This is a genomic window from Streptomyces sp. NBC_00483 (assembly GCF_036013745.1).
In the GTDB taxonomy this organism is placed as follows: Bacteria; Actinomycetota; Actinomycetes; order Streptomycetales; family Streptomycetaceae; genus Streptomyces.
Genome location: NZ_CP107880.1, coordinates 6,139,895 through 6,163,687, shown reverse-complemented (window position 1 = coordinate 6,163,687; position 23,793 = coordinate 6,139,895). Strand labels below are relative to the sequence as shown.

Annotated in this window: 21 protein-coding genes; 8 read left to right on the top strand and 13 right to left on the bottom strand. The window is 70.0% G+C overall.

The window, feature by feature from the left end; genetic code table 11:
* Nucleotides 1-6 precede the first annotated feature (6 nt).
* The gene (locus OHA73_RS27765) at nt 7-849 is read left to right on the top strand and encodes a transglutaminase-like domain-containing protein (RefSeq protein WP_266713748.1); all 843 of its coding nucleotides are present in this window, start codon (nt 7-9) and stop codon (nt 847-849) included.
* Between the two features lie 40 nt (nt 850-889).
* Here OHA73_RS27765 and OHA73_RS27760 read toward each other — a convergent pair whose 3' ends face one another.
* The 8 genes from OHA73_RS27760 to OHA73_RS27725 all read right to left on the bottom strand — a co-directional run bounded on the left by OHA73_RS27760 (nt 890) and on the right by OHA73_RS27725 (nt 8,303).
* Nucleotides 890-1,501, bottom strand: a complete 612-nt coding sequence (locus tag OHA73_RS27760; protein ID WP_266713746.1) for a response regulator transcription factor — start codon at nt 1,499-1,501, stop codon at nt 890-892.
* Nucleotides 1,498-2,571, bottom strand: coding sequence for a sensor histidine kinase (locus OHA73_RS27755; RefSeq protein WP_267072798.1), 1,074 nt, complete (start codon nt 2,569-2,571; stop codon nt 1,498-1,500). The genes OHA73_RS27760 and OHA73_RS27755 overlap by 4 nt, the downstream gene beginning before the upstream one ends.
* Before the next feature lie 80 nt (nt 2,572-2,651).
* The gene (locus OHA73_RS27750) at nt 2,652-3,392 is read right to left on the bottom strand and encodes an ABC transporter permease (protein WP_266713744.1); all 741 of its coding nucleotides are present in this window, start codon (nt 3,390-3,392) and stop codon (nt 2,652-2,654) included.
* Nucleotides 3,389-4,297, bottom strand: coding sequence for an ABC transporter ATP-binding protein (locus OHA73_RS27745; RefSeq protein WP_327656409.1), 909 nt, complete (start codon nt 4,295-4,297; stop codon nt 3,389-3,391). Before OHA73_RS27745 ends, OHA73_RS27750 begins: the two co-directional genes overlap by 4 nt.
* A 98-nt stretch (nt 4,298-4,395) precedes the next feature.
* Entirely contained in the window at nt 4,396-6,501 is a 2,106-nt protein-coding gene (locus OHA73_RS27740; RefSeq protein ID WP_327656408.1) for a hypothetical protein, read from the bottom strand.
* 153 nt (nt 6,502-6,654) lie between these two features.
* On the bottom strand, nt 6,655-7,155 hold the full coding sequence (locus OHA73_RS27735) for a DUF6113 family protein (protein ID WP_327656407.1): 501 nt from the start codon (nt 7,153-7,155) through the stop codon (nt 6,655-6,657).
* Nucleotides 7,152-8,054, bottom strand: coding sequence for an N-acetyl-1-D-myo-inositol-2-amino-2-deoxy-alpha-D-glucopyranoside deacetylase (gene mshB / locus OHA73_RS27730; protein WP_327656406.1), 903 nt, complete (start codon nt 8,052-8,054; stop codon nt 7,152-7,154). Before mshB ends, OHA73_RS27735 begins: the two co-directional genes overlap by 4 nt.
* Nucleotides 8,055-8,108: 54 nt before the next feature.
* The gene (locus OHA73_RS27725; protein ID WP_266713734.1) at nt 8,109-8,303 is read right to left on the bottom strand and encodes a hypothetical protein; all 195 of its coding nucleotides are present in this window, start codon (nt 8,301-8,303) and stop codon (nt 8,109-8,111) included.
* A 351-nt stretch (nt 8,304-8,654) separates the two neighbouring features.
* Between OHA73_RS27725 and OHA73_RS27720 the strand changes: the two genes are divergently transcribed.
* Nucleotides 8,655-10,766 (top strand): S9 family peptidase, encoded by a 2,112-nt coding sequence (locus tag OHA73_RS27720; protein ID WP_327656405.1) that lies wholly within the window; start codon nt 8,655-8,657, stop codon nt 10,764-10,766.
* A gap of 157 nt (nt 10,767-10,923) precedes the next feature.
* On the opposite strand, the gene OHA73_RS27715 is transcribed toward OHA73_RS27720, so the two are convergent.
* The 5 genes from OHA73_RS27715 to OHA73_RS27695 are packed head-to-tail and all read right to left on the bottom strand — an operon-like array spanning nt 10,924 to nt 16,540.
* Complete coding sequence (locus tag OHA73_RS27715; protein WP_327656404.1) at nt 10,924-12,072, bottom strand: ABC transporter ATP-binding protein; 1,149 nt, start codon at nt 12,070-12,072, stop codon at nt 10,924-10,926.
* Nucleotides 12,056-13,042 (bottom strand): ABC transporter ATP-binding protein, encoded by a 987-nt coding sequence (locus OHA73_RS27710; RefSeq protein WP_327656403.1) that lies wholly within the window; start codon nt 13,040-13,042, stop codon nt 12,056-12,058. The genes OHA73_RS27715 and OHA73_RS27710 overlap by 17 nt, the downstream gene beginning before the upstream one ends.
* Before the next feature lie 5 nt (nt 13,043-13,047).
* Nucleotides 13,048-13,971, bottom strand: a complete 924-nt coding sequence (locus OHA73_RS27705) for an ABC transporter permease (protein ID WP_327656402.1) — start codon at nt 13,969-13,971, stop codon at nt 13,048-13,050.
* A complete protein-coding gene (locus OHA73_RS27700; RefSeq protein ID WP_266713724.1) occupies nt 13,964-14,887 on the bottom strand; it encodes an ABC transporter permease in 924 nt (307 codons plus the stop codon). The genes OHA73_RS27705 and OHA73_RS27700 overlap by 8 nt, the downstream gene beginning before the upstream one ends.
* 36 nt (nt 14,888-14,923) lie before the next feature.
* Entirely contained in the window at nt 14,924-16,540 is a 1,617-nt protein-coding gene (locus OHA73_RS27695) for a peptide ABC transporter substrate-binding protein (protein WP_267069345.1), read from the bottom strand.
* 143 nt (nt 16,541-16,683) lie between these two features.
* On the opposite strand from OHA73_RS27695, the gene OHA73_RS27690 reads away from it, so the two are divergent.
* The 6 genes from OHA73_RS27690 to OHA73_RS27665 all read left to right on the top strand — a co-directional run bounded on the left by OHA73_RS27690 (nt 16,684) and on the right by OHA73_RS27665 (nt 23,689).
* Nucleotides 16,684-17,271, top strand: coding sequence for a Uma2 family endonuclease (locus OHA73_RS27690; protein WP_327656401.1), 588 nt, complete (start codon nt 16,684-16,686; stop codon nt 17,269-17,271).
* 268 nt (nt 17,272-17,539) lie between these two features.
* Nucleotides 17,540-18,568 (top strand): ABC transporter permease, encoded by a 1,029-nt coding sequence (locus tag OHA73_RS27685; protein WP_266713718.1) that lies wholly within the window; start codon nt 17,540-17,542, stop codon nt 18,566-18,568.
* 98 nt (nt 18,569-18,666) lie between these two features.
* A complete protein-coding gene (locus OHA73_RS27680; protein ID WP_266713716.1) occupies nt 18,667-20,451 on the top strand; it encodes an ABC transporter substrate-binding protein in 1,785 nt (594 codons plus the stop codon).
* A 139-nt stretch (nt 20,452-20,590) separates the two neighbouring features.
* Nucleotides 20,591-21,571, top strand: a complete 981-nt coding sequence (locus OHA73_RS27675; protein ID WP_266713714.1) for an ABC transporter permease — start codon at nt 20,591-20,593, stop codon at nt 21,569-21,571.
* Between the two features lie 11 nt (nt 21,572-21,582).
* Entirely contained in the window at nt 21,583-22,620 is a 1,038-nt protein-coding gene (locus OHA73_RS27670; protein ID WP_327656400.1) for an ABC transporter ATP-binding protein, read from the top strand.
* Nucleotides 22,621-22,651: 31 nt separating this feature from the next.
* Nucleotides 22,652-23,689, top strand: a complete 1,038-nt coding sequence (locus OHA73_RS27665; protein WP_267069346.1) for an ABC transporter ATP-binding protein — start codon at nt 22,652-22,654, stop codon at nt 23,687-23,689.
* The last annotated feature ends 104 nt before the right edge of the window (nt 23,690-23,793 follow it).

Below are 23,793 nucleotides of genomic sequence, written 5' to 3'. Positions count from 1 at the left end.
GCACGTATGTCCCCCCACCTTTCCCCCCGTTCCACGGAGCTGCGGCGGCGGTTCGCCGAAGAGGCGCGGGCCGAGCGGCCCGACCTCGCGCAGCTGTGTCTGCTGCTCGCCGCGCAGGGCGACGCGTCGCTCGACGAGGCCGGCATGGACGCCGTTCAGATCGAGCTGGACGAGCTCGCCGGGCGGCTGCCGTACCGGCCCGCCTCGCCGCACGGCTGGGCCACCGCGTGCGCCGAGCTGCTCGGCGCGCGCACCGGTTTCCACGGCACGCCGAACGACTATCAGCGGCTCGAGTCGTCCCTCCTGCACGAGGTCGTACGGCGTCGCAGAGGGCTGCCGATCCTGTTGTCGGTGGTGTGGCTGGAGGTGGCCCGGCGGGCCGGGGCGCCGGTGTGCGGGGTGGCTCTGCCGGGGCACTTCGTGGTCGGCTTCGGTCCCACCGACGGGCAGGTGCTGGCCGATCCGTTCGACGGGGGCCGGGTGCTCACGGGGGCCGACGCGCAGACGCTGGTGGCGGGGGCGACGGGCGGCCCGCTGGATCCGTCGATGCTGGTGCCCGCCGATCCGCTGGACGTGGTCCTGCGGATCCTCAACAACATCCGGGCCTGGGCGGCGACGCGGCCCGAGCGCTCCGACGTGTCGCTGTGGGCCGTGGAGCTGTCGCTGCTGCTGCCCGCGCACCCGGCGCGACTGCGCTACGAGCGGGCCCAGCTCCTCGTACGCCGTGGGGACTTCGTGAACGGGGCGGTGGAGCTGGAGGCGTACGCGGACGTGGTCGGGGCCGTCGACGAGACGGCGGCGGAGTCGGTGCGGGAGCAGTCGCGGGCGGCCCGCGCGATGCTGAACTGAGCCCTCTCTCAGGAAGCCCTACAGCCTCCCCCAGAAAGCCCTACAACCAGCCCTTCTCCCGCGCGGCGGCCACCGCCTCCGCCCGATTGCGCACCGCCAGCTTCTGGATCGCCACCGACAGGTAGTTGCGGACCGTGCCCTGGGACAGGTGGAGGGCGGCCGCCAGTTCCGCGTTGGTGGCGCCGTCAGCCGCCGCGCGCAGCACCTCGCGTTCGCGGTCGGTGAGCGGATTCGCGCCCTCCGCGAGGGCCGCCGCCGCGAGCGTGGGGTCGATGACGCGTTCGCCCGCGAGCACCTTCCGTACGGCCTCGGCGAGCTGCGCGGCCGGGGCGTCCTTGACCAGGAACGCGGCCGCGCCCGCCTCCATGGCGCTGCGCAGATAGCCGGGCCGGCCGAACGTGGTGAGCACGACGACCTTCAACTCCGGCAGGACCTCGCGGAGTTGGGCCGCCGCCTCGATGCCCGTACAGCCCGGCATCTCGATGTCGAGGAGCGCCACGTCCACCGCGTGCGCGCGGGCGGCCGCCACCACCTCGTCACCGCGCGCCACCTGCGCGACGACCTCGATGTCCGCCTCCAGGCCGAGCAGCGCGGCCAGCGCCTCGCGCACCATCGACTGGTCCTCGGCCAACAACACCTTGATCGTGCTCATGCGCCGGATCCTACGGAGGCGGCCGGGACCCGGGCCACCAGGCGGAAGCCGCCGCCGCGTGCCGCGTCCGTCTCCAGGGTGCCGCCTACCGCCGTGAGGCGTTCGCCGAGGCCGGTGAGGCCGTTGCCCCGGGGCGCCCCTGAGGGGCCCGAGCCGTCGTCCTCCACGGTCAGTTCGACGCGGGGCCCTTCGAGGGTCTCGCGCCGGGTGACGCCGACGACGCAGCGCTGCGCGCCACTGTGCCGTACGACGTTGGTGACGGCCTCGCGCAGCGTCCAGGCGAGCGCCGACTCCTGCGCCTCGGGCAGCTCCGGGACCTCGGAGGGCACGTCCGCGGCGACGCCCGCCGCGGTCAGCGCGGCCTGGGCGCCCGCGAGTTCGGTGGCGAGGCGGGCGCGCCGGTAGCCGCTGACGGCCTCGCGGACGTCGACCAGGGCCTGCCGGCTGACCTTCTCGATGTCGGCGACCTGGTCGGCCGCCTTGTCGGGGTTGTCGGGCAGCATCCGCCCGGCCAGTTCGCTCTTGAGCGTGATGAGCGAGAGGGAGTGGCCGAGCAGGTCGTGCAGGTCGCGGGCGAGGCGCAGGCGCTCCTCGTTGGCGGCGAGCTGGGCGACCTGGGCGCGGGCCTGGCGCAACTCCCGTGTCGTGCGCACCAGTCGGCGTACGCCCGTCATGGAGAAGCCGCCGAGCAGCGCGGGGACGATCAGGCCGATGTCGGGTCCCGCGCCGAGGTGCAGGGCCAGCGCCACCATCACGCCGGTCATCACGAGGATCATGATCTGCGCCTGCCGCATGGGCAGCACGGCCCCGCAGCCGACGGAGACGTACACGAAGAGCACCAGCCAGGGCTCGCCGAGCGTCAGGCAGAGCACGACGGCGATCACGGGCAGGACGCCGAGCACCGAGAGCACGACGGCGCGGGCGAGCGGGCGGCTCGTGTGCCGGAACACGAGGACCAGGTACGTGAGCGTGAACGCCCCGAGCCCCAACCAGCCGAACACGGTGCCCACCGTGCCGTGGTGGCCCGCCACCAGGTCGCCGACCGGGTCGCCGAGGAAGACCAGCCACATGCCGATCCACAGCAGCTTCACGAACAACTCGCGGCGGTTCTCCGGCGCCCGGCCGGCCTCCGCCCACTCCCCTGGCTCGCTCACGCCTTCAACGTGTCCTTCCGGTACAGCCAGGCCGCGCCGCCCGCGAAGATCAGGAAGTACGCGACAAGCAGCGCGACGTCCTTGGCGTCGGGGGCGCCACCCAGCTCGATGGCCTGGCCGAGGGCAGCGTACGCGTGCGTGGGCAGCCATTCCGCGATGTTCTGCAGCCATTGCGGGAATCCGCTCATCGGGATCCACAGGCCGCCCAGGATCGACAGGCCGAAGTACGTGATCATCGTGATCGGCCGGACGGCGTCGCCGGAGGCGAGATAGCCGATGGCCACGCCGAGCGCGGCGAAGACGAGGCTGCCGGCCCAGATCGAGCCGGTGAGCGCGAGCCACTGCCAGGCGTCGAGGCGTACGTCCTTGAAGGCCGCGGCCACGACGAAGACGATCACGATGGACGGGAGCGAGACGACGGCGGCGCTCGCGGTCTTGGCGAGGACATAGCCGCGTCCGGGCAGCGTGGTGAGCCTCAACTGCCGTACCCAGCCGTTCTCCCGCTCCTTCGCGATGCGCTCGCTGTTGCCCATGAGGACGGCGGTGAGCGCGCCGAAGGAGGCCATCGAGACCATCATGAACGCGGGGAGGCTCAGGCCCGTGCCGTCGACCATGGTGGTGGTGTCGGCCTGGCCCGCGATCAGCAGGAACAGCACGGACGGGTAGATCACCGAGAAGAACAGGAACTTCCGGTTGCGGAAGGCCCGGGTGAGTTCGAGCTTGATCAGACTGTTCACAGCGACTTGGCCTCCTCGGCCTCGGTGATCGCCACGAAGGCCTGTTCCAGGCCGAGTCCGGCGACTTCGAGATTGCGCGGGTAGACGCCGAGCCCGTACAGCGCGTGCACGGTCGCGTCGGCGTCGGTGGACTGGATGCGGACGGTCTGTCCGCTGACGGCCACTCCGGTGAGGAACGGCAGGCCCTTGATCGCGGCCTCGTCGATCTCGCCCTCCAGGTCGAAGGAAACCCTGCGGGCGCCGGCCTTCGCCTTGATCTCGGCGGCCGTGCCGTCGGCGAGGAGGCGGCCGCGGTGCAGCACGAGGACGCGGTCGGCGATCGCGTCCGCCTCCTCCAGGTAGTGCGTGGCGAACAGCACCGTGCGGCCCTGCTCTGCCTGCTCGCGCATGGTCGCCCAGAACGCCTGCCGGGCGCTCACGTCCATGCCGGTCGTCGGCTCGTCGAGGACGATGAGGTCGCTGTCGCCGGCCGTGGCGAGGGCGAAGCGGACGCGCTGCTCCTGGCCACCCGAGAGCTTGTTGACCTTGCGGTCGGCGATCTGCGTGAGTCCCGCGCGGGCCAGGACCTCGTCGGCCGGGTACGGCTTCGGGTGCAGGGCGCAGCCGAGCCGGACGAGTTCGCGCACGGTCACCTCGTCCATCAGGCCGCCGCTCTGCAGCATGGCGCCGACCCGGCCCGCCGTGATCGCCTCGCGGGGGCTCGTGCCGAAGACCCGGACCTCGCCGGTGTCGGCGGGGCGCAGGCCGAGGAGCAGGTCGAGGGTGGTGGACTTGCCCGCGCCGTTCGGGCCGAGCAAGGCGACCGTCTCGCCCGCGTGCAGTTCGAGGCCCAGGCCGTCGACCGCCCGTACGGTGCCGTACGTCTTCGTCACCCCGCTGAAGGTGACCGCTGCGTGTGTCGTCATGGCAGTAAGCGTCGCCGGTGGGCGGGGGTGCGCGGCAGTGTCGCAAAGCGTGAGTCCCGCATGACGGATGTCATGCGGGACTCGTGACGCGGGCGGAGCTACGAGGCGTTCGTCTGGATCTCCGCGGTGCGCTCGGCGGAGGTCTTGCCGAGCAGCGCCTTGCCGATGGCTGCGGCCACGTCCGTGGGCTGGACCGGCGTCTTCTTGCCGGTGCCGCGGGTGACGAGGACGCCGTCGAAGGTCGTGCCGTACAGCTTCTTGAGCTCCGGGAGGTTGTACTTCTCGACCAGCTTCCCGTTGACCGGCTGCACGCTCAGGATCTTCGGCAGCGACTTGTCGGGGCCGAACTGGATCGAGGCGCCGCCCGCCTTGACCGTGATCAGTCCGGACATCGCGGGCTCGGCGAACTGCTGCATCTTCCGGTCGACCTCGGCGTCCGAGATCGTCGGCTTCTGCGTCGACGTCGCCAGCGGGACCGCTCCGGACGCGCCGGTCTCGATCTGCGCGTTGTACGCGTCCTTGACCGCGGCGGCCGACTGGGCGAGGTCGAGCCCCTTGCCGGTCTTGCCGTAGACGGGGACGGCCTTGCCCGGCGCGAACTTGATCGTGCCCTCGCCGGAGGCCGCGGCGCCGCCTGCGGCCCGCTGCAGGGACGCGGCGAGCTTCTCCTCGTCGACGGGCATGACCGGGGCCACGACCCGCTCGTTGCCGAACAGCGAGCCGATCACCGAGACCGGGTTGTAGTCGCTGCCCGCGGCCGCGGCCACGGTCGACGCGGTGTCGAAGGAGAGGCCCGCCTGGGCCGGCTGCATCGCCACGGTCTTGCCGCCGACCTGAAGCTTCAGCGCCTGTTCCGTGCGCTTGCCGAGGGCGTTCTCCAGCTTGGTGGTCGCCTCGTCGCGAGTGCCGCCGCCGATGTCGACGCCCGCGACGGTGGTGCCCTTCGGGACATCGGAGTGGTTCATCAACAGGCCCGCGCCGTACGCGACTCCGGCCAGGCCGACGACGCCCGCGCCGAGCAGCACCAGCTTGTTGCGGCCCTTCTTCTTGGGCGCGGGGGTGGACGGCACCGGGTCGGGCAGCTTCGGCGGGGTGTGCACCGCGGGGCCGTCGGGGCCCTGCTGGAACGGGTCGGAGGCGCCGGGGGCCTTGGGGCCGCCACCGGCCGAGGGGACGACCCGCATGCCGCTGGTGAGCGTGTCACCCGAGACGTTGCCACTGGAGGTGTTGCCACCCCCGGGCGGCTCCGGGGCAGGCTTCTGCGGCGTGAGGATCGCGGTGTCGTCGCTCATCCGCGGCGGCGACTGACCGGCGCCGGGGACCGGCGGGTTGGGGGCGCCGGGCGGCACCATCGGGCCGTCGCCCGGGGTCGGGCCCGAGGTGGGGCCCGAGGGTCCGGTGGGCCCGTCGCCACGGTCGGGTGCGCCCGGGTTCTGGTGGGCGGCGAAGTACGGCAGGTCGTCGCGGGGGCCGGGGGCGCCGCCTGCGCCGAGCGGGCCTGCCGCCACGGCGCCGGACACGTCGAACCCGCCGGAGGAACCGCCCGAGGAACCGCCGGACGGACCGCCCGAGGGGCCGCCGGTGGGCCCGCCCATCGGGCCGCCCGAAGTGCCGGACGGGCCGCCGCCGTTGGAGCCCGGGGCGGGCGGCGTGGGGGCACCCGGGCCACCCGTGCCGACCGTCGGGACCGCGCCGGTCGCCGGGCCGCCCGCACCGCCGCGCGGCTTGCGCGGCGCGAACCAGTCGCTCGTCTTCTCCTCGCGCTGCGGCGCGGGAGCGGCGGGCGCGGAGGCCTCGGGGGCGGCGGGCGCGGAGCCCGTGTCCGCCGGGCCGCCGTACGAGGCGGGCGCCGCGGGGCGGCCGCCCTGCGTCGCGTCCGGCGCGGGGGCCGCGGGGGCCGCGGGGCCTGTGTCGGCTCTCTTGCCGGCGCCGCTCTCCGGATTGGCGTCGACATCGCTCATCGGCGTCCGCATGACGACCGGCGGGATCGGCCGGGAGCCGGGGATGTTGATCCGGATCCGGGTCGTCAGCGTCGTCTCGGTCTTGGGTGACTCCGGGGCGCCCTGGTCGCCCGGCGGCGTCGGACCGGCGTCACCTGACGCCGTGCCCTGCGCGGGCGATCCGTACGGAGGCGTTCCCGACGGGTAGGCGGCAGCGCCGCGCCCCTGGGGCCCGGAGGACGAACTGTCAGTTTCACGACTCAAGGCAGGTTCTCCCGGTTGGCTCCGCCGCCCGTCTCGACCTCTCGCGGGCTGCTCGGCGGCGCGCACCACCATACTGGCCGCCGCCGGAAGTCACTGTGCGACGGATGACGAATCCGGAACGGCACGCGCCGCACGACGACCCAAAGTGCTACGTCACTTCCCAAGTCGGGCGGCGGGCGCGGGTGGTTGCCCGGGCAGCCAGAAGGTGGCGCACATCACAGCGACTGCCATCCCTCCGAGGAGGAAGAGGTACGAGCCGAGTCCTGCGCCGAACAAAAAGTCGCCCTCGGGGCGGCTCGCGGTGAGCAGGATCACCGCAAGCACCCAGCCGGCTGCGGGCGCGACCGCCCCCGCGCGACCTCCCGCGAGGCGCGCCCCTCCGAGGAACAGGCCGGCCGCCCCGACGAGCGCGAGCAGCAACCCGCCCGGGAACCAGCCCCCTTGGACGAGCGCCCCGCCGACCGCGACGACCGCGCCGAGGACGAAAAGGACAAGCAGGGCGGCCGTCCGCCCGGCCCCGAACCCGCCGAAGCCGAAGGGCAGGTCGACGCTCTGCGCCGCCGCCCCGCCGGGAGTCGCCCCGCCGGGAGCCACCTTGCCGGGAGCCGCCTTGCCGCTGGACGCCGCGGCCCGCCCGCTCTTGTCGCCGCTCATCGTTCGGTCACTCCCTCAAGACCCTCGAACAGGTCCTTCTCGTACGGCGATCCGGGCTCGCCCCGCACCAACTCGTAGTACTCGATGTCGAACAGCGGCTGCGCGAGCCCGTTGGACAGCGCGAAGACGGCGCCCGCCTCCGGCACGTCGACCTGGGTGGCGTGCGCGCGCATCGCGGCCGCCTTCCGCTCCGCGTACGGCCGGCCGTCGATCGCCGCGGCGATCCGCTCGTCGTCGACGACTCCGGGCACGTCGTCCACCACGGCGGCGACGTCGAAGGGTGTGGCGTCGAGCACGTCCGCGAGCCACCGGAACCGCTCCTCGACGACCGTGCGCGGCACGCGGTTCCAGTAGACCTTCGCGATCGCGTGCGGCTCCCCGAGGTCGCGCCGGAAGGCGGTCTCGGCGGCGAGCTCCGCGGCGCGCATCGCGACGCGGTGGGCCTGGATGTGGTCGGGGTGCCCGTAGCCCCCGTCGGGGTCGTACGTGATCAGGACCTGCGGGCGGGTCTCGCGGATCACGGCGACGAGGTGGGCCGCGGCCTCGTCGAGATCCGTGGACCAGAAGGCACCCTCCCGCTCGTTCTGCGGGGCGCCCATCATTCCGGAGTCGCGGAACCGCCCGGGGCCGCCGAGGAAGCGGTGGTCGGTGACGCCGAGCTCCTTCATGGCGGCGGCCAACTCGCCGATCCGGTGCGGGCCGAGAATGTCCTCCCGGTCCGGCGCGAGATGCGCCAGTTCGTCCGGAATGACCTCGCCCTCTTCGCCGAGGGTGCAGGTCACCAGCGTGACCTGGGCGCCTTCGGCGGCGTACTTGGCCATGGTGGCGCCATTGTTGATCGACTCGTCGTCGGGGTGCGCATGCACGAGGAGCAGGCGCCTACCTGGCATTTCCGTCATGCCCACAGCCTAGAACGCCCCACCGACACGGCTGGAACTTGATGCCGCCGACCCTTAGAACTTGATGCCGCCGACCATGTCCGCCACGTTCGTCGTCAGCTCGCTGATCGTCGGAGCGATGGACGAACTCGCCAGGTAGAAACCCAGGAGCACACACACCACCGCGTGCCCCGCTTTCAATCCCGACTTCTTGATCAGGATGAAGACAATGATCGCGAACAGCACCACGGCCGAGATCGAGAGTGCCACAGCGGTCCTCCTCCAAAGTGATCCGGTCGCCGACGGACTCGTACCCACACAGTGCTAACGATCATAACTATCCGTACCCGCGCACGAGTCGCGATCGGGGAGCACCCGATGCGACCGGGAGCGCACGGGGGCGCGCGGACGTCATCTCTCCCCAGGGCCCTCCTGGCGGATCCTGCTGGAGTCGCGGGCCCTGGCACGCACATCTGCGGCGTTGTCGTCGGTTGCCAACGCTCCGCGTTGACGCCCTCCTCCGCCTTGCAGCTGCACGCACCAGACCCCGCTTGTCAGCACCGAATCTTCACGGCCACCCGAACCCAGCCGGATCCGCCAGGAGGGCCCTAGGCTGCCTGGATGACCATCGAGACCTTCCCCCGTCAGCACGCGCGTACTCAGCGCTTCACGTTGGGGGCGCCGCGCGCCTTCACCGTGGCGCCGGACGGCGAGCGCGTCGCCTTTCTGCGTTCCTCCTCGGGTACCGATCGGGCGAACGCGCTGTGGGTGCTTGACGTGGTGAGTGGTCAGGAACGGGTGGTCGCCGACCCTGTGGCCCTGCTCGGCGGGGCGGCGGAGAACCTGTCGGCCGAGGAGCGGGCCCGGCGCGAGCGCAGCCGCGAGGGTGGCGCGGGCATCGTGGGCTACGCGACGGACGCCACCGCCGAGTTGGCCGCGTTCGCCCTGTCGGGGCGCCTGTTCACGGCCGAGCTGCGGGTCGGCACCGCGCGGGAACTGCGCGTACCGGGGCCGGTGTTGGACCCGCGACCCTCCCCCGACGGGCGGCACATCGCGTACGTCGCCCGGGGCGCGCTGCGCGTCGTCGGCGCGGAGGGCGAGGACGACCGGGCGCTCGCGGAGCCGGAGTCGGGGACCGTGACGTACGGGCTCGCGGAGTTCGCCGCTGCCGAGGAGATGTCCCGGTACCGCGGCCACTGGTGGTCGCCCGATTCGGACCGCCTGCTCGTGGCCCGCGCCGACGACGCGGACGTACGGCGCTGGTGGATCGCCGACCCCGCGCACCCGGACCGGGAGCCGGCCCGCGTCGCCTACCCCCGCGCCGGGACGCCCAACGCCGACGTGCGCCTCTTCGCGTACGACCTCGAAGGCAACCGCACCGAGGTGACGTGGGACCGCAAGGCGTACCCGTACCTGGCCCGTGTGCACTGGTCGGCGGACGGCGCCCCGCTGCTCCTGGTCCAGGCCCGCGACCAGCGCAGCGCGCTCTACCTCGCGGTGAACACGGACGACGGATCGACGCGGATGGTGCACGCCGACGAGGACGACGCGTGGCTCGAGCTGCTGCCCGGTGTGCCGTGCTGGTCGCCGAGCGGGCAGCTCGTGCGGATCGCCGACGAGGGCGGCGCGCGGGTCCTCGCGGTGGGCGAGCGACCGCTGACCGGGCCCCAGCTGCACGTCCGCGCGGTGCTCGACGTGGGCGAGAACGACGTGCTCGTCTCCGCATCCGCCGGGGTCGACGCCGAGTCGCCCGAGACCGGCGAGGTGCACGTCTACCGGGTCAACGAGCTCGGGATGCAGCGCGTCTCCATGGAGCCCGGCGCGCACTCCGCGGTCCGCTCCGGGGACGGCGCCGTCACCGTCCTCGTCTCGTCGACACCGGACTCACCCGGCGCACGGGCGCGCGTGGAGCGCGAGGGGAAGCACGTCACCGACATCACCTCGCACGCCGACCGCCCGCTGCTCACCCCGCGCGTGACACTCACGGAGGCCGCGGGCATCCCGTGCGCCGTTCTCCTGCCCTCCTCTTACGAGGAGGGGGACGGTCCGCTGCCGGTCCTCATGGATCCGTACGGCGGCCCGCACGGGCAGCGCGTCGTGGCCGCCCACAACCCGCATCTGACCTCGCAGTGGTTCGCCGACCAGGGCTTCGCGGTGATCGTCGCGGACGGCCGGGGCACGCCCGGTGTCTCGCCGGGCCGCGAGAAGTCGATCCACGGCGACTTCACGCTCACCCTCGACGACCAGGTCACTGCGCTGTACGCGCTGGCAGACCGGTTCCCGCTCGACCTCTCCAAGGTCGCGATGCGCGGCTGGAGTTACGGCGGCTACCTGGCGGCGCTCGCCGTGCTGCGCCGCCCCGACGTCTTCCACGCGGGCATCGCGGGCGCCCCGGTCACGGACTGGCGGCTGTACGACACGCACTACACGGAGCGCTACCTGGGCGACCCGGCCACCTCCCCGGAGACGTACGCGAAGAGCTCCCTGGTGACCGACGACGGGCTCACGGAGGCCGCCGAGCAGCACCGTCCGATGCTCATCGTGCACGGGCTCGCGGACGACAACGTGGTCGTGGCGCACGCCCTGCGGCTGTCCTCCGCGCTGCTCGCGGACGGCCGCCCGCACGAGGTGCTCCCGCTGTCCGGCGTGACCCACATGACGCCCCAGGAGCAGGTCGCCGAGAATCTGCTGCTGCTCCAGGTCGACTTCCTGAAGCGGTCGTTGGGGCTGTAGCGCACGGCAACCGGGCCGGAGCGCAATGCGCTCCGGCCCGGCTCACGGCACCCGCACGGCCGTACAAGAGACACTCTGGCCCGGTCACATATCGGCACCGCGTCGACCGGATTGCCTGCGTGTAAAGACCCGTCGGTCAGCTCATCGGTGGGCACGACTACTCCGTCGGCACGACCTGCTTCTCTTCGGCGAAGTGGCAGGCCGACGGGTGGCTCGCCGGGGTGTCGCCGCCCCGGAAGACCTCCGGCACGGCGAGCAGCGGCACCTCGTCCGTGCACTTCTGCTGCGCCTTCCAGCAGCGCGTACGGAACCGGCAGCCGGACGGCGGGTTGGCCGGAGAGGGCACGTCACCGGAGAGGATGATCCGCTCCCGGCCCTCGCGCGCCTCCGGGTCGGGCACCGGCACCGCGGAGAGCAGCGCCTGCGTATAGGGGTGCGTCGGGTGGTCGTAGATCTCGGCGTCCGAACCGATCTCGACGATGCGGCCGAGGTACATCACGCCCACCCGGTCGGAGATGTGCCGGACGATCGACAGGTCGTGCGCGATGAACACATAGCTCAGGTCGAACTCGTTCTGGAGCCGGTCCATCAGGTTGATGACCTGCGCCTGGACCGACACGTCGAGCGCGGACACCGGCTCGTCCGCGACGATGATCTCGGGTCGCAGCGCGAGACCGCGCGCGATGCCGATGCGCTGACGCTGGCCGCCGGAGAACTGGTGCGGGTACCGGTTGATGTACTCCGGGTTGAGCCCGACGACGTCGAGGAGGTCCTGGACCTTCTTCCTGCGGTCGCCCTTCGGGGCCACCTCGGGATGGATCTCGTACGGCTCCCCGATAATGTCGCCGACCGTCATACGGGGGTTGAGCGACGTGTACGGGTCCTGGAAGACCATCTGGATGTTGCGGCGGACCGCCTTCAGGGCGCGGCCGGACAGCGTGGTGATGTCCTCGCCCTTGTACGTGATGACGCCGGCGGTCGGCCGTTCCAGGTTCACCAGCATCTTCGCGACCGTCGACTTGCCGCAGCCGGACTCCCCCACGATGCCGAGCGTCTCGCCCTGCCCGAGGTCGAAGTCCACCCCGTCGACGGCCTTCACCGAGCCGACCTGCTTCTGGACGAGGACGCCCCGGGTGAGCGGGTAGTGCTTGGTCAGGCCGCGCACCTGGAGGAGCGGTTCGTGCCCCGAGACCGAGCCGTTCTCCGCGTAGTCGTTCTCGGCCTGCGCCTTGTGGAGGAGGTGCTCGGCGATCCTGCCCTCGCGCTTCAGGTCGTCCTTGCTCACGTGTTTACCGTGTTGCGGCATCGAGGGTCTCCTTCCAGAAGTGGCAGGCGCTGCGGCGTTCTTCGGAGACCTGGGCGAGCGGCGGTACGTCCGTGCGGCACACGTCCCGGGCCATCGGGCAGCGGGGGTTGAAGGCGCAGCCGGGCGGGATGTTCATCAGGTTCGGCGGGAGCCCCTTGATGGCGAAGAGCTCCTGGCCCTTCTGGTCGAGGCGCGGGATCGACTCGAGGAGGCCCTTGGTGTACGGGTGGGCGGGCGCCTTGTAGATCTCGTGCACCGGCGCCTGCTCGACGATCCGGCCCGCGTACATCACGGCGATCTTGTCGGCGACGTCGGCGACGACCCCGAGGTCGTGGGTGATGAGGATGAGCCCCATGTTGAGCTCGCGCTGAAGCTCGGCGAGGAGGTCCATGACCTGGGCCTGCACGGTGACATCGAGGGCGGTCGTCGGCTCGTCCGCGATGATCAGGGAGGGTTCGAGGGCGAGCGCCATCGCGATCATGATGCGTTGTCGCATGCCGCCGGAGAACTGGTGCGGGTACTGGCTCACCCGCTCCTTCGCCGCCGGGATGCGCACCCGGTCCATCAGCTCGACGGCCCTGGCCCGCGCGTCCTTCTTCGACATCCCCTTGTGGACGATGAACATCTCGCCGAGCTGCTCCCCCACCGTGAGCACGGGGTTCAGCGAGGAGAGCGCGTCCTGGAAGATCATCGCCATCTCGGCGCCACGGATCTTCCGCCGCTCCTCTTCTTTGAGGTTCAGCAGATCCTTGCCCTTGAAGAGGATCTCGCCGCCGGCGATCCGGCCCGGCGGCATGTCGAGGATGCCCATGACGGCCTGCGCGGTGACGGACTTGCCGGAGCCGGACTCCCCGAGCACGGCGAGCGTCTCACCCTCGTCGACGGTGTAGTTGACGCCGTTGACCGCCTTGGCGACTCCGTCGCGCGTACGGAACTCGACGTGCAGATCGCGTACTTCGAGCAAGGGCATGGGCGCTACCTCAGCTTGGGGTCGAGGGCGTCGCGCACCGCGTCGCCGAGCATGATGAACGCGAGCACCGTGAGGGCCAGCGCTCCCGCCGGGTACAGCAGCATGTGCGGGGCGTTGCGGATGTACGGGGCGGCGTTGGAGATGTCGATGCCCCAGGAGACCGCCGGTGGCTTGAGGCCGACGCCGAGGAACGAGAGCGTCGCCTCAAGGGCGATGTACGTGCCGAGCGCGATGGTCGCGACGACGATCACCGGGGCGATGGCATTCGGCAGGATGTGGCGCAGCAGGATGCGGGAGTTGGAGGCGCCGAGCGTGCGAGCGGCGTGCACGTAGTCGTTCTCCTTGACCGTGATGACGGAGCCGCGCGCGATGCGGGAGATCTGCGGCCAGCCGAGCAGCACGATGAAGCCGACCACCGGCCACACCGTCGTCGATGTCACGACCGACAGCAGGACGAGGCCGCCGAGGATGACCGGGATGCCGAAGAAGACGTCGGCGACGCGGGACAGCAGGGCGTCCGCCCACCGTCCGAAGAAGCCGGCGAGCGCGCCCAGGATCCCGCCGAGCAGCGCGACGCCCGCCGTGGCGCACACGCCGACAGTGATCGAGGCCCGCGCCCCGTGGACCGTGCGCGTATAGACGTCGCAGCCCTGGGCGTCGTAGCCGAAGGGGTGTCCCGAGGTGGCGGTGTCCTGGCCGTGGGCGAGGTCGCAGTCGTTGGGGTCGCCGCCCGCGAGGAGCTGCGGCCAGATCGCGACGATCACCAGGAACAGGATGATCAGCGCCGAGACGATGAAGACGGGGTTGCGGCGCAGCGAGCGCCAGGCGTCCGACCACAGTGAGCGCGCGGGCCCCTCGGCGCCGCCGCCCTCGGGCGTGCCGGGCGTGAGCTGGGCCTCGACGGTGACCGGGGTGACGGGCTCAGGCATAGCGGATCCTCGGGTCAAGGACGGCGTAGAGCAGGTCGACGATGAGGTTGGCGAGCAGGAAGACGATCACCAGGACGGTCACGAAGCCGACCACGGTCGGCGAGGACTGGTGCAGGATGCCCTGGTAGAGCTGGTAGCCGACGCCGCGGATGTTGAAGATCCGCTCGGTCACGATGGCGCCGCCCATCAGCGCGCCGATGTCCGTACCGATGAAGGTGACCACCGGGATCAGCGAGTTGCGCAGCAGGTGCCGCCAGATGATGCGGCGCCGGGGCAGGCCCTTGGCGACGGCGGTGCGGACGTAGTCGGAGCGGGCGTTCTCGGCGACGGACGTGCGGGTCAGGCGGGTGACGTACGCCAGCGACACCGAGGCGAGGACGAGGCCCGGCAGGATCAGCTCGGCCAGCGGAGCCTCGTACGCCACCGAGGGCTTGACGATCCCCCACTGCATGCCGAACAGGAGCTGGGCGACGAGCCCGGTCACGAACGTCGGCACGGAGATCACGACCAGGGTCAGGACGAGGACGCCCGTGTCGATGGGCTTGCCGCGGCGCAGACCCGTGATGACGCCGAGGCCGATGCCGATGACGATCTCGAAGACGATCGCCACGAACGTCAGCTTGATGGTCACGGGGTAGGCGCGCAGCATCAGGTCGGCTACGGAGTCCCCGTTGAAGGCGGTGCCGAAGTCGCCCTGGAAGATGTTGCCGAGGTAGATCAGGTACTGCTGCACCAGCGGCTTGTCGAGGTTGAACTGCTCGCGCAGCGCCGCCTGGGTGGCCGGGTCGCAGGCCTTGTCGCCGCAGAGCGCCGCGGTCGGGTCGCCCATGACGTTGACCATGAGGAAGATCAGCAGCGTGGTGCCGATGAACACCGGGATCATCTGCAGCAGCCGACGGATCACATAGCGCCCCACGGCACCTCCCTCGGGTCCACGGATCGGCTTACGGACTCAGTCATCGACGGTCATCTCCTCGAAGACCGGCACGCTGAAGGGGTTGAGCTTCACGTCGTGCACGCGGGTGCCGTAGACGGCGGTGCCGTTCTGGTACCAGAGCGGGATCGCGGGCAGCTGCTCGGCGAGGATCCGCTCGGAGTCCTGGAAGTCCTTGATCGCGCTCTTCGGGTCCGGGTCCGCGTTGGCCTTGTTGATCAGCGCGTCGAACTCCTTGTCGCTCCACTTGCCGTCGTTGCTGGGAGCGCCTGTGGTGTAGACGGGCTGCAGGAAGTTCTGGATCAGCGGGTAATCCATCTGCCACCCGCTCCTGAACGGGCCACTGAACTTCCCGCTCTGGATCTGCGTACGGAAGTCGGCGAAGGTGCCCACCGGGTTGCCGACGCAGGCCTTCGAGTTGCCCATGACCCGGTTGACGCTGTTGCAGATGGCGTCGATCCACTGCTTGTGGTTGCCGGTGTCGGCGTTGTAGCTGAGGACGAGCTTGCCGCCGGGGAAGCCGCCGCCCTCGTCGATCAGCTGCTTGGCCTTCTTGGGGTTGTACTCGCAGCGGTCGCCGCAGATGTCGGGGTTGTAGCCGCCCTCGTCGCGGAGCACCGGGGACGTCCAGTCCTTGGCCGGGATCCGGGTCTTCTGGAAGATCTTGTCGGTGATCTGCTCGCGGTTGATGGCGAGCGAGATGCCACGGCGGACCTTGAGGGCGTCGGCGGTGTCCCACTCCTTGTCGTACATGGGGAACATCAGCGTCTGGATGATGCCGGCCGGGGTGTTGATGTACCGGTTGTCGATGTCCTTGTGGAGATTGCTGAGCTGCTCGGCGGGCACGGCGTCGGTCACGTCGAGCTGGCCGGCCACGACATCGGTGTACGCGGTGTTGTCGTCGGTGTAGACGAGCAGGTCGACGCCCTTGTTGCGCGGCTTGGTGCCGTTGTACTGATCATTGAGCCGCAGCTTCATGCGGCCGCCGCGCTCGTAGTCCGTCACCGCGTACGGGCCGTTGCCGAACGGCTTCTCCAGCCACTCGTCGTGGTCGGTGAAGAACTTCTTCGGCAGCGGGGAGAAGGCGGCGTAGCCGAGCATGTCGGGGAAGAGCGAGAACTTCTGGTTGAGCTTGATGGTGAAGTGCAGATCGTCGACGACCTTGAGCCCGGAGAGCTTCTTGGCGCTGGGCTTGCCCTTGACCGGGTGGAGCTTGTCGTACCCGTCGATGTAGCCGAAGAAGTCGGCGCCGATCTGCGCGTTCGGCAGGTAGGCGGCGTAGTTCCAGGCGTCCACGAAGGACTGCGAGGTGACCTTCGTGCCGTCCGCGAACTTCCAGCCGTCCTTCAGGGTGACCTTGAAGTTCTGCGCGTCGTCGCTGCTGATCGACTTGGCGACGGCGTACTCGGGCTCGGCGGTGTCGGGGTTGTAGATCTTGAGTCCCCGGAAGATCATGTCGAGGACCTTGCCGCCGTTGACCTCGTTGGTGTTCGCGGGCTCGAGCGGGTTCTGCGGGTCACCCCACTTGGCCCGCACGACACCCGACTCGGTGGCCGTGGCCCCGCAGGACGCCAGCCAGGGCACGGCCAGCACCAGGGCGGCGGCCAGGGCGCCGGTACGCAGGCCGAGGCGCATCAGGGTCCTCCAGGGGGCGGTGCGGGGGCGGGCCTTGGGGCCATTGGACCTGCGGTGACCGGGGGCCGCTCGCTGGGTCACCCGAACGAGGTGAGTCGCGGGCGCGGGGGCGACGGAGCGGGTGGCGCGGCTACCGTGGACACATGGACTACGCCAAGATGCGCGCGATCGCCGAGGAGCTGGCCGAGTACGCGGAGCACCTTGAGGGTTCCTGGAGCGTCGAGATCAGCTCCTCCGGTCCGATACTGGCGATGATGAGCCCCTCGAAGCGCCATGAGGGGACGATCCGGCGCATCCGCAACCAGCTCAACACACAGCTTCCGGCCACCCACCCCGGCTACGTCTGCGAGAACGGCCCGGAGATCGAACACCCGGCCCTCGGCAGAATGCGGCGCCCCGACGCGGTCGTGCTCCCCGAAGGCTCACTTGACGAGGAAGGCCTCGCGGTCGACGCCTCGCAGGTGCTGGCGGCCATCGAGATCGTCTCCCCGTCCAACCCCGACAACGACTACCGCGACAAGCTCGCCGACTACCCGGCGATGGGCATCGAGCACTACCTGATCGTCGACCCGCGCACGGGCACCATCGAGGTCCACTCCGACCCCGCGAACAGCCGCTACCTCTCGAAGGAGCCGTACATCTACGGCGACACGGTCCCCTTCGGCCCCTGGACCGTGGACACCGCGGACTTCCGCCGCTACGGGAAGGCGGGGGATCGGGACGAGTGCTGAGCGCGGCACTGTGTACACATAGCGAGACACTCACGTCCGGATATCGAACCTGTCGCCCCAGGTGGCACCCATAAGCGCCCTTTTGGCCCCCGGGTACTGTCAAGGTCCCGCCACCGGCATGCCTACTCGGAGCAAAGTCCGGACCAAAGATTCAAAGACGGGATCAAGACCTCAAGAATTCGTTGACCGTACATCCGGGCCTTGAAAAGGTCCCGCTGAGCGCACGGGTCGCCCGTGCCCATGTGGACCCCTCAGGGCCTGGAGCACCATGACGACCCCAACTCCTCACGCCACCGCCTCCCTTGAGGTCGTGGAGGACGACGCGCCGCAGGCGCCGAAGCCGCCGCCCACGCGCGGCGACGAGAGCCTCTCCCCCGGCAAGCTCGCCTGGCGGCGCTTCAGGCGGGACCGCACCGGCGTGGTGTCGGCCTACATCGTCGCCTTCTTCGTCCTGATCGCGATCCTGGCGCCCCTCATAGCCAAGCTCTACGGCAAGGACCCGTACACCACGTACGGAATGAACCAGGGCGGCCTGCTCAACGACTTCGGGTACCCGGTCAAGGCCAACGGCGGGATCAGCAGCGACTTCTGGCTCGGCGTCGAGCCGCAGCTCGGCCGGGACGTCTTCACGTTCCTGCTCTACGGCATCCGCAACTCGCTGTTCATCGCGGGCATCGCGACGATCCTGACCACCGTGCTCGGCATCGTCGTCGGCGTGAGCGCGGGCTATCTCGGCGGCAAGACCGACTACTTCGTCGGCTGGGTCATCGACATCCTGCTCGCCTTCCCGCAGACCCTGTTCTTCATCGCCTTCTGGCCCGTCGTCCTGTCGATCTTCGTGTCGCCGACCGACAGCACTCCGGTCTGGCTCACCGTCCTGAGCCTGATCCTGGTGATGACCGCCTTCGGCTGGTCGTCGGTCGCGCGACTGCTCAGAGGCGAGGTATTCGCCCTGCGCGAGCGGGAGTTCGTCGAGGCGGCGAAGGTCACCGGCGCCTCCCCCGCGCGGATCATCTTCAAGGAACTGCTGCCCAACCTGTGGACGCCGATCCTGATCCAGGCGACCCTCGCGCTCCCGATGTACGTCACCACCGAGGCCGGTCTCGCCTTCATGGGCGTCGGCCTCACCAACCCCACGCCCGACTGGGGCGTGATGCTCCAGAACGGCGCCAAGACGTACCAGGCCGACATCACCTTCATGCTCGTCCCGGGCCTGACGATGGTCATCTTCGTCCTCGCGTTCAATCTGCTCGGCGACTCGGTCCGGGACGCGATGGACCCCAAGACCAAACGCTGAGGCTCCCCCCACTCAGGTTCCACCCCACTTCATGCGGGTCAGGGCGACGGGGCCCGGCCGGCAAGCTCACTCCCCAACCAGCACCAGGGCAGGAAGCCATGTCCCTTTCGCGGAGAAACTTCGTCATCGGCACGTCCGTCGCCATCGGCGCCGGCTCGCTCCTGACGGCATGCAGCAGTGGCAACGCCGGCGGTGGCGGCAAGGGCGGCGCGGGCGGCGCCACCCAGTACACGGGCGCCAAGGTGGAGGTCGGCACGGCCGACGACTCCAAGGGCCCGGCGCCCGAGGTCAAGGGCGCGCGCAAGGGCGGCACGATCTACGGGTACTCCCCCGACGACTTCTCGCACCTGGACCCGCAGCGCATCTACTACGCGTTCAACTCGACGCTCGCGCTGCTCTACGCGCGGTGCCTGACGGGCTACAAGGTCGACTCGGCCGGGCACCAGAAGCTCGTCGGCGACCTCGCCACCGACGCGGGCACCGCCTCCGACGGCAACAAGACGTGGACGTTCACGCTCAAGGACGGCCTCAAGTGGGACGACGGCAGCGAGCTGACCGTCGACGACGTGCGGCACGGCTTCGAGCGCGGCTGGGCCCCGTTCATCACCGAGGGCGCCACCTTCGCGCAGATAGCCCTGACCGGCGAGGACGCCAAGTGGCGTGACCAGTACGAGGGTCCGTACAAGGGCAAGCACCTGGACGCGATCGTCACGGACAAGAAGCAGAAGACGATCACCTTCCACCTCAAGGAAGCGCGTCCGGACTTCAACTTCACCCTTGCGATGCACACCTACGCCGCGACGCCGGTGAAGCTGGACACCAAGGAGAAGTACGACAAGAACCCGGTCTCCTGCGGCCCTTACAAGATCAAGGCGCACACCACCGACAAGTCGATGACCCTCGTGCGCAACAAGCACTGGGACCCGGCGACGGACTCGATCCGCAACGGCTACCCGGACGGCTTCGAGTTCACCTTCGGCGTCGAGGGCCTGGACTCCACGGACCGCCTCATCGCGGACCAGGGCAACGACAAGTACGCCGTCTCGATCTACAAGGGCATCCCGGCCGAGCGGATGCAGAAGATCCTCACCACGCCCGAGCTCAAGCAGCGCACCTTCAACGGCCTGCTGACCGGCAGCTACTACTACGCCATCAACTGCAAGCGCGTCACCGACCTCGCGGTGCGCCAGGCCCTCAACATCGCCTGGCCGCTGGAGCAGATCCGCAAGATCTACGGCGGCGCCTCGGCCGGCGACTACGCGAGCAGCATCCTCAGCCCGGACATCATCGGGTACGAGAAGTACGACCTCTACGGCAAGCTCAAGAAGCCCGCGGGCGACCCGAAGCGCGCCAAGGAGCTGCTGAAGAAGGCCGGCAAGCTCGGCACGAAGATCGTCTACGCGTACGAGCAGGACCCGGTCTACGACAAGACCAAGGTCGTCATCGAGAACGCGCTGACCGAGGCCGGCTTCAAGCCCGTCATGAAGCCGATCGACTCCACGACGTACTACGACCAGGTCCAGCAGGTCGACAACAACTACGACGTGATGTGGTTCGGCTGGTCCCCGGACTGGCCGACCGCCTTCACCATGATGCAGCCGCTGTTCGACAGTGCCTCCATCGGCAACGGCATGAACAACGTCTCGCAGGTCAAGGTGGACTGGATCGACGAGACCATCAAGAAGAACGAGTTGATCAGCGACCAGGAGAAGGCCGGCAAGGCCTGGTCCGCGCTCGACCGGCGGATCATGAAGGAGGTCGCGCCGATCATCCCCGAGACCTTCCAGCGCCGCTGGTACATCAGCGGCTCCAAGGTCGGCGGCGCGATGTTCGACCCGAACTTCTCCGCCACGCTGCTCTACAAGACCTTTGTGAAGGCCTGACGAGCACCCCTTCCGGCGGGGGCGTCGCACCCCCGGGGCGCCCCCGCCGCTCCTCCTCCCCGAGCCCTCCTCAGGTCTCTTCGAGTCTCCTCAAGGCCGCACCGAGGCCCATCGGCATCCGTCAGGAAACCCAACTGCCATGCTCCGCTTCATCCTTCGACGCGCCATCGGCGCCCTGGTGATCCTTCTGATCATCAGCGCCATCGTGTTCGTCCTGTTCTACGCCGCCCCGCGCGACCCGGCCCGCATCGCCTGCGGGAAGGTCTGCACGCCCGAGACGCTGGCGCTGGTGAAGAAGAACCTGGGGATCGCCGATCCGATACCGGTGCAGTACTGGCACTGGCTCCAGGGCGTGTTCGTGGGCCGCGACTACTCCTCGTTCGGGCACTGCCCGGCGCCGTGCCTCGGCTTCTCCTTCCAGAACCGGGAGCCGGTCCTCGGCACGATCCTCGACCGGTTCCCGACCACCATCTCGCTGTCCATCGGCTCCGCCGTGGTCTTCGTTATCTTCGGTGTCGGCACCGGCATGCTGGCCGCCGTCAAGCAGGGCAAGGCCCTGGACAAGGTGGCCAGTTCGGCCTCCCTCGTCGCCTCTTCGATGCAGATCTACGTCGTCGGCATCATCGCCACGTACTACCTCGTCGACCAGTGGCACCTGCTCGACCGCGCGGCCTACACGCCGTTCACGCAGAACCCGGGCGCCTGGGCCAAGGGGCTGCTGCTGCCGTGGATCGTGCTCTCCCTGATCTGGACCGCCAACTACACGCGCATGACCCGCTCCCAGATGGTCGAGAAGCTGACCGAGGACTACGTACGTACGGCCCGTGCCAAGGGTCTCTCGCGGCGCGCGGTCTTCTTCCGGTTCGCCTGGCGCGGCGCGATGGGGCCGATCGTCACCATCTTCGGCATGGACCTCGGCCTGCTGCTCGGCGGCGCGATCATCACCGAGTCCACGTTCAGCCTGCAGGGCATCGGCCTGCTGTCCGTGAAGGCCGTCTCCACCAATGACCTGCCGACGCTGCTGGGCGTCGTCCTCGTGGCCGCCGCGGCCATCGTCGTCTTCAACATCGTGGTCGACGCCGTCTACGCCCTCATCGACCCGCGCGTGCGGCTGGCCTAGGAGCAACACCCATGAGCGCACCCTTCCTCGCCGTCAACGACCTGCACGTCCACTTCCCCACGGAGGACGGCATCGTCAAGGCCGTCGACGGGCTCGGCTTCACCCTCGAACGCGGCCGCACCCTCGGCATCGTCGGCGAGTCCGGCTCCGGCAAGTCCGTGACCAACATGGCGATCCTGGGCCTGCACGACCGGGACCACACCCATCTGGAAGGCGAGATCGTCCTCGACGGGCAGGAGCTTCTCACCGCCTCCGAGCGGGAGTTGGAGCGGCTGCGCGGCAACAAGATGGCCATGATCTTCCAGGACGCACTGGCCTCCCTTTCGCCGTACCACACCATCGGCCGGCAGATCGCGGAGACGTATCGCAAGCACACCGGGGCCTCCAAGAAGGAGGCGCGGGCGCGGGCGATCGAGATGCTCACGAAGGTCGGCATCCCGCAGCCCGATCTGCGCGTCGACGACTACCCGCACCAGTTCTCCGGCGGTATGCGGCAGCGCGCGATGATCGCGATGGCCCTGGTCTGCGACCCGGCGCTGCTCATCGCGGACGAGCCGACGACGGCCCTCGACGTGACGGTGCAGGCCCAGATCCTCGATCTGCTCAAGGACCTGCAGCAGGAGTTCGGCACGTCGATCGTCTTCATCACGCACGACCTCGGCGTCATCGCCGACATCGCGGACGACGTGCTGGTGATGTACGGCGGCCGGTGCGTGGAGCGCGGCACCAAGGAGGAAGTGCTTCGCAGGCCCCAGCACCCGTACACCTGGGGCCTGTTGGGTTCGATGCCGAGCCTGTCCGCGCCGGTCGACGTGCCGCTGTCGCCGATCCCCGGTACCCCGCCGAGCATGCTCAACCCGCCGACCGGCTGCCGCTTCCACCCGCGCTGCACCTTCGTCGAGCAGGTGGCCGGCGGGCGCTGCGTCACCGAGGAGCCGCGGCTCGACGCGACCGGCGAGCGGGCGCCCGCGTGTCACCTCACGGCGCGGCAGCGCACGGAGTTCTTCGCGGAGCTGGCCTCGGTCAGCGGCGCGGCCCGGACCAACTGACGGACACACAGAGGGATTTCAGGGATTCACCATGAGCGACACCACTCCCCTGCTGGACGTCTCGGGGCTCACCAAGCACTTCCCGATCAAGGGCGGGTTCCCGATCCGCCGCACCATCGGGGCCGTGCAGGCCGTGGACGGCCTGGACTTCCAGGTCGCCCAGGGCGAGAGCCTCGGCCTGGTCGGCGAGTCGGGCTGCGGCAAGTCGACGACGGGACGCCTGATCACGCGCCTCCTGGAGCCGACCGCCGGGAAGATCAGCTACCGCGGCCAGGACATCACGCACGCCGACCGCAAGAAGCTCGCGCCGGTCCGCTCGGAGATCCAGATGATCTTCCAGGACCCGTACGCGTCCCTGAACCCGCGGCACACCGTCGGCAAGATCGTCTCGGCTCCGATGGAGATCAACGGCATCGAGCCGACGGGCGGCCGGGAGAAGCGCGTACGCGAGCTGCTCGAAACGGTCGGCCTCAACCCTGAGCACTACAACCGCTTCCCGCACGAGTTCTCGGGCGGACAGCGCCAACGCATCGGTGTGGCAAGGGCATTGGCTCTGGAACCGAAGCTGATCGTCGCGGACGAACCGGTCTCGGCCCTGGACGTCTCCATCCAGGCGCAGGTGGTCAACCTCCTCCAGGAGCTCCAGCGCGAGCTGGACATCGCCTTCGTCTTCATCGCCCACGACCTGGCCGTCGTACGGCACTTCTCGCAGCGCGTGGCCGTGATGTACCTCGGCCGCATCGTCGAGATCGCGGACCGTGCCGACCTGTACGGCGGGCCCCGCCACCCGTACACCAAGGCGCTGCTCTCGGCGGTCCCGGAGCCGAGCGCCGACGACTCCGCCCCGGCCGTGGAGCGCATCCGCCTCACCGGTGACGTGCCCTCGCCCGTCAACCCGCCCTCCGGTTGCCGCTTCCGCACCCGCTGCTGGAAGGCCACGGAGATCTGCGCGACCGAGGCGCCCCCGCTGGTCCGCATCGAGGGCAACCGCGAGGGCCACCTCACCGCCTGCCACCACCCCGAGGAACCGGCCACAGCGACCGTCCCGGCGGCCCGCAAGGCCCTCTAGACCCCCCGGTACGCCGCCGTGGCACCACCCCAACTTCGCCCCGGCGGCGTACATCAGGAACCGGAACGTCGGCCCATTGACCCGAGCCATGGACGCTGCCGGTT